The following is a 13106-nucleotide window of genomic DNA, read 5'->3' on the forward strand; positions in this document are numbered from 1 at the left end:
GCTTGATTTTCACCAGTCGATATACTGTATGCATGTACAGTCATCGACTATTGAGCGGCATGCCCGTCCAACTCACTGCCTCCCCAGTTGCTTTGCCTCTGGCAGATTGCAGCGTGCGCGCAGGCTTTCCCTCTCCAGCCGAGGACTTCTCAGGCAAACGGCTGGACATTGCCGAGTTGCTGATTGAGCACCCGCAGGCCACGTTCCTGCTGCGCGTGGCCGGCCCGTCGATGCGTGAGTACGGCATCGATGACGGCGACCTCATCGTGGTGGATCGGGCACTGCGCGCTCGCCATGGCAGCATCGTCGTGGCCGTTCTTGACAATGACTTCACTGTCAAAGTCTTGTACAACGCTGGCGGCAATTTCAGGCTCCGAGCCGGCAACCCCACCTACCCCGACATCGTCCCAAAAGAAAACCAAGAGCTAGAGATCTGGGGCGTGGTTAAGTCCTGCATCAAACGCTTTGCATGAGCATGTATGTTCGCGCTTATCGACGGCAACAACTTCTACGTCAGCTGCGAACGCGCGTTCAGGCCAGCTCTGCAGGGCATTCCTGTGGTCGTCCTGAGCAATAACGACGGCTGCGCCATCTCACGCTCCGACGAGGCTAAAGCCTTGGGCGTGAAGATGGGGCAGCCATTTTTTCAATTGCGCGACCTGGTCGAGCACAAGGGCCTAGTCTGCCTCTCACCGAATTTTGAGCTGTACGGCGACATGAGCGACCGCATGATGTCGCTGGCTGCTGGCCTGGGGCCCACCCAGGAGATCTACAGCATCGATGAGTCATTCATTGGGGATCTGGACGGCGTACGGGATCTGACTCGGCGCGCCTTTGCCATTCGCGCACGCATCTTGAAATGGACCGGCATCCCCACTTGCGTGGGCCTGGCCCCCACGAAGACCCTGGCCAAACTCTGCAACCATGTCGCCAAGGATTCGGAGCGCAAGCCTGGCAGCTATCCCGCCGAGCTGCAGCGGGTCTGCAACTGGGCCGAGCTGTCCGATCAGCAGCGCACCGACATCCTCGGCCGCACGCCTGCCGGCGAGATCTGGGGCGTGGGCCGGCGTATCTCGGCCCAGCTAGCCGAGCAAGGCGTGCTGACTGCGCTGGACCTAGCCAGGTTGCCAGCTCATGCCGCGCGCGATGGCTGGAGCGTCGTGCTGGAGCGCACCGTGCGTGAGCTGCAGGGCGTGAGTTGCATGACGTTGGAGCTGGCCCCTGCAGCCAAAAAGCAGATTGCATGCACCCGCAGCTTCGGGCACCCCATCACCACCTTGCCGCCCCTTATCGAGGCCGTGAGCGAATTTGCAACCAGAGCAGCCGAGAAACTGCGCACCAACGGGTTGCGTGCCGGCGCTCTGCATGTTTTCGCGCACACATCGCCATTCAGGCCAGGCCGCAGGTTCTACGAAACGGCAGTACTTCAACTCCAGCCGCCCTCATCCGACACCAAGGCGCTTGTGAATGCGGCCGTGCGCGGATTGCGTTCAATCTACCAGCCTGGCTATCAGCTCTCCAAGGCTGGCGTGATGCTTCAAGACCTGCTCCCTGCAGATGTTCAGCAAGGCGACATGCTTTTTAAGGAACCCTGCCGCGATCAAAGCAAGCTTATGGAGGCCATGGATCGCGTGAATGCGCGTTTTGGGAAGGGCACCGTGCATGTGGCCAGCACCGGAGTGCCCGAGCAGGATGAAAGCGGCTGGCGCATGCGACAGGAACGTCGCACGCCACGATATACGACAAAAATAGGTGAGATACCCATCGCTAGAGCATAGAACAGGCTAAAGCGATCCAGGATATTTACTTTTAACGAACGCTGTCGCAGCCATAATAATTAGTCCAATAATTACACCGACTACTATTTCACGCCTCCAGGATTTCTTATCCTTACCAGTTGCTTCATTATCATAAGCAGTAAGATCGTCAACATCTCTAACCTTAGCCACTCTGTCGCCAGTAGTTTTGTTAGACCGAAGATCCACTTTTTTAGCGCCCTTGATATCAAACATTTCTCAATCCCAGAAATATAATCACTTAACTCCCCGCCATTTTGATGATCTAGCAACCGAAGGATCAAGCTGTATCTTGAATTCGGACGCGGTTGATCTTTTATTATGCTCCTCCTTATCCATCTCCTCTCGACTCTGGAAATGTCTATTTCCAGCTGCGACAAAAGTATCCACATCTCTAACGACGAAATCAGAATTCGACACTAAATTTGATTTTCTGATCTCAACATGGTCAGCGTTTAAAATCTTAACGCTATCTTTTGTGGATACGACATTACTCTCTTCGATCTTCATTGAACCGCCGTCCATCAGAACAGGGTTTTTTCCTTCAAACGAAATAAGGCATCCATTTATATTCATCATCTACAAACTCCGCCATTAAGCAGCAATTTTAAGCGGAACTAATTAGTGCCGTCGCATCATATTACTAGATATAAAAACGAAATCAAGGTGCGACCATAAAAAGTAAAAAGCCTCCCCTGGCGCCTAAGCATCAGGGGAGGCTTTCTTCATTAGAAGTCTGCTTTAAGCGGCCGCTTGCAATTGGCCAAGGCCGCGCGCAACTCCGTTTCGTAGCCCTCGCGGCGCTCAATCTCGGCGCCGGCAGCTTGGACGTACATGTCCAGGTCAGCACCGGCCGGCAGTTGCTCGGTCGGCATATTGGGACGCTCCGGCTCGGACTCATCACAAGGCACAGGCACGGGGACCTTGACCTGCTGAATCTCAACCCTCGCCGGCGACGCAGCACCGCAACCAGCCAGTAGGACAGCGGCCGCCAGCGCAGCCGAGAGTAGGGGTAGACGGCGCATTACTGACCTCCTGCAGACTTTCGGGACGCCAGCAGCTCAGCCACTCGGGCCTGTGCGCTTGCGCATGCGTCACCTGGCACTGAAGCTGGCGTGCTCAGGATATTGTCCGCGCGGGCCTTGTGTCCAGCTGCGACCGCAGCCGCCTGTGAGCGGGCCTGGTCGCGCTCGCGCTTGAGACCTTCACCTACCAGCTGCAATGCCTCGACGGCTTTTGTGCACACGTCTGCACTCCCGCGCGCCAGGGACTCCTTTTCGGCGGCGTGATCGGCATCGGATCTAGCCAGGGTTGCAGCGTCACGCTGCCCCACGTACAGCCAGGCCAGACCCAAATTGCCCACCAAGCTCAGCAGCAGCGCCAGGGCCAGCAACGGCCAAATACGGGACTTGCCGGTCATGTCTGCGACTCCATGCATGCGTTATGGCGTGCCAGCTGCCGAGTCCAGACGCCGCCGCAGATCTTGTTGCCTGGGGTGCTGCAGTCAAATCGCCAGCGCGTGGCCTGACCGGCCTTGTCCCACTGATAGGCCGCCCAGCCCGAGCCCTCGCGGCGCCCGCTGGTCATGAACCTGTAGCCAAGGTAGGCGCGGCAGGCGCCCGGGTAGTCGCCCGCCCTGGTTTTGGTCAGCATGCTGGAGCCGCGCCAGGCGCCGCAGCCGTACTGCCCCGCGAAGTCCGCGGCCTTGTCGAACTCGGTTTGATTCACCAGCGTCTGGCCAAGGCTGTCGCGCACGCACTGCGCATAGGTGCGGTCCAACTCCCCCAGCGCGAGCTCAATTGCCCGCCGGCGAGTGATCGGAGGATCCGCCAGGGTGACGCGCCGGCCATCTTCATAGTGCGTAGATCCATGGCCGATGGTGGGCACATCGCCCTGAGTGGGGACATACGGGTGCAATAGGACCTCACCGGACTGGCTGACGCTCTTGGGGCCATCCCCCTCCGATGTGATCCAAGCCGTGCCTGCAGCAGCAGAAAGAGAAAGGGCCGCTGCTGCGACCCTGGTTTTGTTGTTCATCATGTGACTTCCCCTTCCTCGCTGAGCCAGCCCCCTTTGCCGCGCTCCTCTCGCCACCACTTGCGCAACAGATAGAGCGCCTGGATCACGATATAGACGCCCGTTGCCACGGCGACCCAGTGATTTAGCGTCATGGTGGACGCTGCTGCCCCGGCCACGGCCGGCGCGGCCTTGGCGGTTTCGATCAATGCTTGAACCTTGCTTTCGTTGCTCATAGCCCTCCCAGGCATAAAGAGCCCGCCGAAGCGAGCTTTAACCACTGTCAATAAATCGGGCAAGGCCCCTTGATTTCGGACCACATTCCCGCAGTCCTCTGGTCGTTACTTGCCGCGATCAATTGACCCCGCCGGGTGGGCCCCACAACAGCACGCAAACCGTAACCAGTCTGCTGAGCCACCGTGTCCTCCCATATCTTTGAAAGCGTGTAACCATCTCTCGTCGCCACAATGCAAGACGGGCGCGTCAACTTTTCACAGCCAAAGGCAAAGAAGACCGGTGCATCTGGTGCATCTTTCGACTGCCAGATGCGATGACACAAGTAAGTCAAAGTGTCATCAGCAGATATCGCAAACGCTACTTCGATGGAGTACAGCCCGGTGTGCTTTCCCTGAGATCTGTCAATACGGTGCACACCATTCGGAAAGCAGTCCGACCCAAACAGGATGCACCCCTCCATTGGGAAGATGCCAACGCACTGATGCCCTTCGACGCCACCATCCCAGCCGTCATGTGCCCAGTGCCAGGTCGCACCCAGGTCGTCGCTGTAAAGAGTGCCGGATCCGCCCTGTCCGTCGCCACGATGCGTGCCGTCGCCGAAGGTCAGCCAGATCCGATCCCACCACTTGTCGTAGGCTACGCCGTGCAGGTGGATGCCGAGGCGTCCCGGCAGCCAGGCGTTCAGATCGAAGATCGTGCGCCAGGTCTTGCCGTGGTCCAGACTCATGTAGGTGTAGCGCGCGTTTTTGCCTGGCTCAATGATTTCCGAACCACCAGACCATGTGTAGCCCGCCTTTGGACCATACTCATTGAGCAAAACCATGGGCCCATCCACAAACATTCCCCAAGAAGAAAATTTGCACGATGGAGAGCTCGCAGTCAGCACATTTGCAAAAGTCACAGCCCCACCCTTGCGATAACCCGTGGAAACATAGACCTTGCGCCTCAGGTCTGCTGGAGCGGTAGACACAAGCAGCTCACCGTTCGCGAGCTCCATCACCGACTCAATGTTCTCAGAAGGGAAAGTGGATATTGCTGTCCAGGTCACTCCCTCGTCGGCGGTCTGCCGCAGCGTGGACCCATTGATGTGCCAGCCTAAAGTTCGATCTGCGCTGAGCGTGTCGACAATATCCATGCTTTGCCGACTGGTCAGAGTCGCACTTAAAGCGCCAACTGGGCCAATCACCTCCGCTTGCACTGAAGGCATCAGCTTCTGCCACCCTACATCGACTCCGGGAGTTCCAAGCTTGCGCGTGCTGTAGCGCAATGTTTTGACAGAGTCCGAAGCATCAGCGGTACCAGCCCAGGAGTAGGTAGCGTCAACAGTAGTTGTCGGGCTGCTCCCGTCGAAATACGGGGGCACGACAGCCCCCTTCACGATGATTGGTTCTCGAATCGTTATCTTGTGGTTCTGCGCAAGAGCTGTATCGTTGTATACAGCCATGACAGCGCCTGTAGTCGTCAATGACGCAGCACTACCACTGGCCGTAACGTCGGCCTCTTGACCGGGAGCAAGAGTAATCGTCGGTCCACGAACAGGAAGCCCTGCTCCAACGAAGAAAAGACGCCCGTAAACGTTGACGGAAACCGGGCCATCGTTGCGCACAATGGCCCGCATTGAGAATACTTCGTTGGGCTTTGCTGCCGCAGCCTTGTCATTGCCTTCACTAAGGAGGGCGGAGTTCGCTGGCAATCCCGCAGCCGTGTACGGCGTGACAGAGAATTCAACGCCAGAAACAGTGCGCGCTAAAAAGGCGGCAATGCTCCAGCCGGCTCCAGTACTGACAAAACGCGGATTCCATGCATAGTTCAGCACCGCGTCGGTAATAGGACTGGCCGAGTAATAGTAGAAGTCGCCGAACCGCACAATGTCGCGATAACCGTACAACGTAGTCGCGGCGTAATCACCCAAATATCGAAACGGGTGTACTTCCTCTTGGTACCGGGCCTGAGACGTTATATCTCCTAGCAGGCCTACTTTCGACACATATTGAGACGCCGGGTACACCCCAATTTGTGTAGAGGTTGAAGCGTTGACACGCCTGAACTCATAGGCAGCAATGGTGATGCCATCACCCTGAACCTTGAACGCCTGGCCATCAGCAACAGCAGCCCGGCCAGCAGCTTCTGTTGCGTAGACACCTGCCTGAATCAGTGCGGCATCTTTGGCTGATACAGCAACGTCTCGCGCCGTCTCAGCGCCCTGGCGTGCCTCAATCGCATCAGGCGTCGCATCCTCCAGAGCCTTCAGCGTGAGGCGCTCAACCCCCAAACGATCAGGGAAAGTGCGCTGCTGGCTCAGCATGAACTGGTCCAGGTTACTGGAGTTATCAAATAGGTCGCGCGGGTCCTGGCTACCCGGCGCGTTACCTGTGAAGTAAGTCGTCATGTGTCCTCGCACAAAACAAAAAGCCCGCTGGGCGAACCATGCGGGCGGGTGTTGAAGATCTCTGTGGCCAGGTGGCCGGCTACTCAAAGTGGCGGTGGCGAGTTGTTGTCGTCATCGAACAGGCGTGCGTCGTAGTTCACGCACTGCACGCTGGCACCATCGGTGCCGCTGGGGCTAACTTTCTTGACGATGGCCGGGAAGCTCCAGCGGGTGACCGGCCCGAAATACACATGAGGCGGCTCCGGCAGCTTGATCTGCGGCCACTCCTCAGCAGGGATCGGGGCCAGTACTTCATAGGCGCTTACCCCTTGAGCTGCCGGCCATGGACCGGCCAGCGTGCCGTCGGGCCTGCGAAACGCCACGACATAGGGATCTGGGCTATCCCAGCGCAGCGGCTCCGTCACCTCCAGGCGGGCCTGGCCGCTGGCATTGCTGATGCCAGTGAGCAGGGCCGATTGGCCGAAGCCGGGGATGTCATCCACCAGGCTGACAAAGTCGCCGTAGCTGTTGTTCAGTGCGTCAAGCTCCGTGGTGAAGCTGTACGTCCAGCGCTCATACCGCAGCTGCCGGGCGCGGCGCATGCCAATGCGCCAGGCGCGCGTGCGGTCTGTCACCCCCAGCACCTTGAGCTTTTCCAGCTTGATGCCCAGCGAGCCAGGCAGCACACAGTTCACCGTCTTGGTATTCCAGTTGTCGCTGGCGTCGCTGAACTCCACCTCCACGCCATCGTTGTCGTCGGGACGGATGCCGCTGAATGACCGCGCAATGCCCTCCGTGGTGTTCTGCGCGCTGTAGGCATGGCCGTCTTCGACCGTACGCACACCCGCGCGCACAGAGCGCAGCAGGCCGTCATCAATCGTCAGCTCGGACATACCAGCGGCCAGCACTGCCTGTAGAGCGGCGAGCACCGTGGTTTCGTCAAACACATGGTCTGCCGTTTCACCGCGAGCCATCCAGATGCCATGCAGGTGCTGCAGCTCCGCCATGTCGATGCTGTCCAGGCCATAGCCCACCGTGCTGCTGATGTGCCGCAGAGCGGCCGAGATATCCCGTGTAGGCTGTTCAACGCTCCAGGAGCCATCGCCTTGAAGCACGGGCAGCATGCGCGTGGCCACCAGGTTGACCTGGTTCTCAGACCTGGCTGCGATCTGCCCGAGGCCCCGCACACGCACGCTCAGCGTGGTCCAGTCCGGGTAGCTGGTGCGCGTGGGCAGCCGCGTGCGCATGGCGTACCACTGCACCTCATCGTGCACCTGCGTGCTGGTGCTCTTGGCACCCCGGCGCCGCACCCGCACCTGCGGCCGCATGGCATAGGGCAAGGCGATGCGCTCGGTGAAGCCGATCTGGTCCATGGTGGCATCGGTGTACCACTTGACCACGCTCTGCCAGGCGCCGCCGGTGGCGTAGTCCCGGTACTGGATCTCCACCCCCACGGATCTGCCCTGCACCTCCCCCTTGTCGGAGACATAGCAAAGGCCTTGGCTGAAGAAGATATCCACCTCCAGCGTGCTGGAGACCTCAGCGGCCGGGCAGCTTACAAAGGGGCCAGCCTGCTCACCGTAGACGGTATCTGCCTGCACGGTAAAGCTGGCCTTTGCCGCCGGCACTGTGCGCGGCGCAAAGCCCGCCCAGCTACCGCCCTCGCTGGGTGCAAGCGTCAGCACCTGGCCGGCCACCGACGCAGCCGTGTAGGTACGCCCGGCACGGCACACGGCCAGCGATATGACACCAGCGGGCAAGTGACTGATGCGCCTATAAGTAAAGCCCCCGTCGCCATCACTGACCGCTTCAGCCAAGGTAATCGTGTTGCCGTCAACGGACTCCACACGCAGCGAACCAGTAAGCGCACCGGATGCGGTGAGCAGCATCCACAGCGATGGCGCAATCTCGCGCCAGTCGGCGGTAAATGTGTTGTAGTAGTTGCTGCCCTCTCCAGGCTCAAGCTCTAGGGCCACCGTCACGTCCTGCTCAAACATCAGCGACATGGCGGTGCCAGAGCCCCAGGCATTGGGCCAGTCCACATCGGCAGTGATCTGTGCGCCGTTGAGCGTATAGCTGCCAGCCGTGGGATTGACGTTACCCGAGTCAATGGCGCTCAGCTCAAGCCCCGCGGTGCCGGCGCTGGTGCCGCCCACCTCCGGGCAGCTGTACCAGTTTTCATGCTGAGTGATGCCGCCGATATCGGCGCCAGGGCCATGCACGGTGAACTCAGCACCCTCCAGCGTGCTCAGCGGCGTGTTGCCGATCTTGACCGTGGCCGGATCGATCTGGTACTGGCCGGGGCCGACACAGAGCAGCATCTCCAGCCACTGCTCGCGCGGCGTGCTGAAATAGCGGCGCGGTGGGGTCAGATAGTCGGGATAACGGATGAACTGGCCCAGCAGCTCAGGCACCACGCCGTTGAGCTTTGCCGTGTTGGCCTTGCCTTCGGCCGAGCTCAGCTGCTTGCCCTGCGGCGTGTCATAGCGCTGGTTGCTGGTCGATGGGAGCAGCCAGCCGAAGAAGAAGTTGAAGATGCTGCCCACCAGCTTGAAAACGCCGCCGTGAGGGATGGGGCGGATATCAACCTGGTCTTCATTGCTGATCACCGTCTCAGCCCAGGCCTCCACTGGCAGCAGCACCCCATTCAGGTGCAGCGTGATGGGCTGGACCTCGCGTGCCGCATAGTCAATGCCGACCGCCGCAAACCAGCCCGCAATCGTGCCCTCCCATGGGTGTGACTCCACAGGCTGGCTCGGCATCTGACCGGGGTAAATCTTGATCGTCATAAAACAAAACCCGCGTGTAGCGGGCCTGAAATCGGTTGAGAGCAGTCAGACATGGCCCATCGGGCTCATCGGTTTCGAGTATTCGCAGCTGGCCGTCCACCTCGACCACCAGCCCCACATGCACGCACAGACTGGCCCTCCAGGCCGTGGCAACCGCGCCCACCCGAGGGAGGCATGGCGCGAAGCCATGCAGGGCTATGACCTGGTCGACCGCGCGCGTGATGCCGCGCAGATCACCCGGCCGGGCGCCCTGCAAGGTCGGCAGCAAGGCCCGGCCAAACAGCACCGAGCGCGCATCGCGCACCAGGCCCCAGCAGTCGTAGTCCACAGGGCCGCGCCCGCCGCGCACATAGCGTGTCTGCAGGAACTGCCTCATTGGTACTTGACGCCAGGCGCCTTTTCCGCCGTGTAGCGATCACGCGGCCAGGCCAGATTGAGCAGATCGAAGTAGCTGCCCTCCACCTGCAGGACGTTGCTATTCAGATCGCCGCCTTGGATCAGCATGCGCTTCGGTGCGGCCGCCGGCGCCGATGTGTCGGTCGACACATACTCACGGTAGACCACATACGACGGCTGGCCTGAGTCAAGCGCATCACTGATCAGCCGATGCGCCCGACCGTCGACCACCCCCAGGCCAAAGCGCAGAGACTGGTTTCCGATAGTGCTGCGCTCCGGCAGGGAGATCTCCAGGCCGCAGGCCTCGAAGAGCTGCGGCACACCGTCCACCCCCAGCGTGAGGTCTTCATAGCTGTGCGCAAGGCGTATGTGCTCGCCACCCGGGAGCTCGATGTCCAGCGTACAGATGCGCACAGTCGTCACATCGTCGCCGGCATAAAGCAGCTTCAAAGCTGTACTGGTTGCCATCGCTATCCCTCCGGCCACTCTTGATTCACCGCCCGGTCGATGATGCTGGAGCCGATCACCAACTCCGGCAGCAAGCCCCAGCCAGGCGGCAGCAGCGGCCGCGCCCACACCTCAATCGGAGCGGAGATCTGCCAGCGGTCGATACCCACCAGGTCGGGGCCTTCATAGATATCCATGAATCGGCAAAGCAGCTTCCCCGAACCCATGGGCGTCCTGAGCGGCATGTTGAACCACTCCGCACCATCGACCAGCTTCTCGGCAAACCACGCCTCAAAAGCCTGTGCCTGCGCCTGCGTCATCAGCCATGCACACGTGTGCACACTGGGCACGCTGGTGAATTTACGGCGCTGCCGCGCCCGGCCCGATGCCATGCTGGTGCGCAACAACGGGCTGCCGTGCCGGGTCGTGTGCCCTTCACGCAGCACACAGGGGAAGCCCTGCGGCCAGTCAATGTTTGAAGTGATTGCCATCTATCGTCCTCGGCGCGTCAGCCCGTAAGTTGTCTCCAGCGCAGTTGCTTCCTCGCCGCCGTTGCGGATATTGCGAACAAACACGTTCGTGCTGTAGCTGCCATCAGCGTTTTGCGTCTGCTCGATCTGGCCGGCCTTGCTGGCGTCCTCGATGACGTTGACGATGGGCGCGCTGCCTGCAAGCTGCGCCGCATAGTCGGCACGCGTTGCAATACGCGGCGCACCGACCACACCACCATCGGCATAGCCCGGCATGCCGTGCAGATTGCGCCGGAATGCCTCAAACGCAGCAGGCCCGCCCAGCGCGGCCATGTCCTCTTGAGACAGCACGCCCTCGCCAGCGTGCACGATCCCCGCTGGCTGGTACTTGCCGCCGGGGCCCGTATAGCCGCCACCATCGAACAAGCCAAAGCTTGCGCCAATGCTTGCAACGCCGCTGACCACCCCACCATCAGCAAATCCAAAAAAGCCAAGGAAAGACATCGCAGCTTTTGCAATGGATGCCTGGATGGCCATACGAATCAAATCTTTGATGACGGAGCTAGCCAGATCGCTAAAACTCAGCTTGCCAGTCATGACTGCATCAGTCAGATCATCAGCGATACCTCCAAACGCCTTTGCCGCAATATCCTCGGTCTGCGAGTACACATCGCGCGCGTTCTCAAGATAGGTATTGAGCGCCGACGCCGCACCTGCAGCCCAGTCACTTTCTTTCTGACGCTTCTGAGCTAGGAAGTCTTCATACAGCTGCAGCTCCTGCTGCTGGGCGGTCTGCGTGATCCGAATACGCTCAGCAAACGCGGCCTGGATACGTTGACGCTCTTTCTCAGTATCCGCGCCGATGACTGCGCTGGCCTGGTCTTGCTGCAGCTTTCTCAGCTCTGCCTGGTGCTGCTGCATCAGCGAGATCTTTTCGCGCAGCTCAGCGGCAGACTTGTCGCCCATGCCGTAGGTCAGAAGCTCCAGCTGCAGCTGCTGCTCTTTGGCTATCAGACGGTTTTGCTGTTCATAAAGAACGTTGTTGCGCTCAACAGCGGCCGCACGCGTTAGCTCAGCCTCCTTCGCCATATCGATGGCCGTGACCAATCCCATGGCCGAATCAAGCTGCTCCGACGACAGCTTTACACCCTTGCTTTGAATGTCGTAGAACAGCTGCTCGTATGCAGATTTCTGCTCAATCTTGAAAGCCTGGTCACGCAGCGCCTGCAGGAACTTCTCTGCGGCCTCCTGATCCTTCTGGGCTTGCGTCTTTCCAGTAGAGGATTTCTTGTTGCCATCCTTCAAATTGACTGGCCCGACAGTACGGGGTGTCATATCGGGAGCTGTGGATGGTGCCGATATCGGCGGCGGATTGTTTGCCAGGCGGATAAAGTCCTGTTGGGACTTTTGCATTGCGTTGACCTGCTTTTGCAGTGCATCACGCCGTTTGATCAGCTCCTCACGCGAATCGTACCCACTGCCTGCAGCAAACTTCTGTGGACGCGCGAGTTCCTTGTTCAGCGCGGCCAACTCAACCTGAGCATCCTTGATGCTATCGCCCAATCGCTCAATCGGGTCTGCACTGCCGTGAAGCGCCTTTGCGAAAGTCTCCCCGACAAACGTACCGAAATTGATGAAGTGCGTCGTTGCTGTGACCAAAGCACTCGCCAGGTCAAAAACCCACTTGGTGAGCTGCGCAAAGGCATCTTTGGTGGATTGCGATGAGAGGGTCTCTGAAAGCTCATTGACCGCCTTTTTCGCTTCTGCCAAGCTCCCTGCATCGCCAGTCAGAAGCCCGTTCAATGTGTTGCGCAAGCCATCCAGTGCACCGCCGAACGTGTCGCGTGCAGCCTCTGCAGCCCCACCATACGTTTCTTCCAGTGCATCAAAGACAATCTGCTGCGCTTCGGCAATTCGACCTGTTTCCTCCAACTGCTTAGCGGCTTCAATCTGCGACTCGCTGAATTTGAAGCCCTGCTTCTGCAAGCTGGACATGCCTGCGCTGGGGACGTCCAGCGCACGGCCCATGGTCTCGGCGGCGGATTTCATATCCGAGCCCGTGCGGATTGAGTAGTCAGCGGCAATCTTGAGAGCCTTGGGCAGTTGCTCTCCCACAATATTGGTGAACCCCAAGAGCACGGTCTGCGCCTGGTTAAAGTCGCCGGCCGAGATGGTGGTGACGGACTCCATCGCATCAGCCATCTCATTCAAGCGGTCTTGCGAGTAGCCGGCCTGATTGCCTGTGGACTTGAGCGCTGCGGCCAAAAGCGCCTGCTCTTGCTCGGCATTGCGCGATTCAGTGATGACCTTGGAGAAAACACTGCCTACGCTGATGCCGGCCAGCGTAGCCGTCAATACGACGCCAATCCCTGTCCAAGCCTTCTCGACCGCCTCTGCCCCTGCCTTGAGCTTGCGCTCTATGTCTCGGGTCTTGCGATCTGCGGCGCGTTCAGCATCGGTCATGCCTTTGACAAAGCCACCGATTTTGGCGATCAGATCGATTGTCAGTGTGCCAAGTTGCCGTGCCATGTTTCAAGCGCCCATAAAAAAAGCCGCCCGAAGGCGGAAGCACGATCAGTGCAATGGA

General features: G+C 59.5%; 14 protein-coding genes. 2 read left to right on the top strand and 12 right to left on the bottom strand.

The window, feature by feature from the left end; all coding sequences use genetic code 11:
- Positions 1–59: 59 nt before the first annotated feature.
- Together JAO85_RS17270 and JAO85_RS17275 are read left to right on the top strand one after the other, a co-directional pair.
- Entirely contained in the window at positions 60–473 is a 414-nt protein-coding gene (locus JAO85_RS17270; RefSeq protein ID WP_202788658.1) for a LexA family transcriptional regulator, read from the top strand.
- Between the two features lie 6 nt (positions 474–479).
- Positions 480–1778, top strand: a complete 1299-nt coding sequence (locus JAO85_RS17275) for a Y-family DNA polymerase (RefSeq protein WP_202788599.1) — start codon at positions 480–482, stop codon at positions 1776–1778.
- A gap of 6 nt (positions 1779–1784) precedes the next feature.
- Here the strand turns inward: JAO85_RS17275 and JAO85_RS17280 are convergent, their stop codons facing one another.
- The 12 genes from JAO85_RS17280 to JAO85_RS17335 all read right to left on the bottom strand — a co-directional run bounded on the left by JAO85_RS17280 (position 1785) and on the right by JAO85_RS17335 (position 13048).
- Positions 1785–2012 (bottom strand): hypothetical protein, encoded by a 228-nt coding sequence (locus tag JAO85_RS17280; RefSeq protein WP_202788600.1) that lies wholly within the window; start codon positions 2010–2012, stop codon positions 1785–1787.
- 21 nt (positions 2013–2033) lie between these two features.
- Entirely contained in the window at positions 2034–2375 is a 342-nt protein-coding gene (locus JAO85_RS17285) for a hypothetical protein (protein WP_202788601.1), read from the bottom strand.
- 149 nt (positions 2376–2524) lie between these two features.
- Positions 2525–2821 carry a hypothetical protein gene (locus JAO85_RS17290; RefSeq protein WP_202788602.1) on the bottom strand — a complete coding sequence of 99 codons (297 nt, stop codon included), beginning with the start codon at positions 2819–2821 and terminating at the stop codon, positions 2525–2527.
- Positions 2821–3216 carry a hypothetical protein gene (locus tag JAO85_RS17295; RefSeq protein ID WP_202788603.1) on the bottom strand — a complete coding sequence of 132 codons (396 nt, stop codon included), beginning with the start codon at positions 3214–3216 and terminating at the stop codon, positions 2821–2823. The genes JAO85_RS17290 and JAO85_RS17295 overlap by 1 nt, the downstream gene beginning before the upstream one ends.
- Positions 3213–3836: a glycoside hydrolase family protein gene (locus tag JAO85_RS17300; RefSeq protein WP_202788604.1), complete on the bottom strand. Its 624-nt coding sequence runs from the start codon at positions 3834–3836 to the stop codon at positions 3213–3215. Before JAO85_RS17300 ends, JAO85_RS17295 begins: the two co-directional genes overlap by 4 nt.
- Complete coding sequence (locus JAO85_RS17305; RefSeq protein WP_202788605.1) at positions 3833–4048, bottom strand: hypothetical protein; 216 nt, start codon at positions 4046–4048, stop codon at positions 3833–3835. The genes JAO85_RS17300 and JAO85_RS17305 overlap by 4 nt, the downstream gene beginning before the upstream one ends.
- Before the next feature lie 47 nt (positions 4049–4095).
- Positions 4096–6438 (bottom strand): sialidase family protein, encoded by a 2343-nt coding sequence (locus JAO85_RS17310; protein ID WP_202788606.1) that lies wholly within the window; start codon positions 6436–6438, stop codon positions 4096–4098.
- Positions 6439–6521: 83 nt separating this feature from the next.
- Entirely contained in the window at positions 6522–9206 is a 2685-nt protein-coding gene (locus JAO85_RS17315; RefSeq protein WP_202788607.1) for a host specificity factor TipJ family phage tail protein, read from the bottom strand.
- Positions 9106–9582 (bottom strand): hypothetical protein, encoded by a 477-nt coding sequence (locus tag JAO85_RS17320; protein WP_202788608.1) that lies wholly within the window; start codon positions 9580–9582, stop codon positions 9106–9108. The genes JAO85_RS17315 and JAO85_RS17320 overlap by 101 nt, the downstream gene beginning before the upstream one ends.
- Entirely contained in the window at positions 9579–10070 is a 492-nt protein-coding gene (locus tag JAO85_RS17325; protein WP_202788609.1) for a DUF1833 family protein, read from the bottom strand. The genes JAO85_RS17320 and JAO85_RS17325 overlap by 4 nt, the downstream gene beginning before the upstream one ends.
- A 2-nt stretch (positions 10071–10072) precedes the next feature.
- Positions 10073–10540 (bottom strand): hypothetical protein, encoded by a 468-nt coding sequence (locus tag JAO85_RS17330; protein ID WP_202788610.1) that lies wholly within the window; start codon positions 10538–10540, stop codon positions 10073–10075.
- Positions 10541–13048, bottom strand: a complete 2508-nt coding sequence (locus tag JAO85_RS17335) for a phage tail tape measure protein (RefSeq protein WP_202788611.1) — start codon at positions 13046–13048, stop codon at positions 10541–10543.
- Between the last annotated feature and the right edge of the window lie 58 nt (positions 13049–13106).

Origin of the sequence: Comamonas sp. NyZ500 (assembly GCF_016772095.1) — a bacterium.
In the GTDB taxonomy this organism is placed as follows: Bacteria; Pseudomonadota; Gammaproteobacteria; order Burkholderiales; family Burkholderiaceae_C; genus Comamonas; species Comamonas thiooxydans.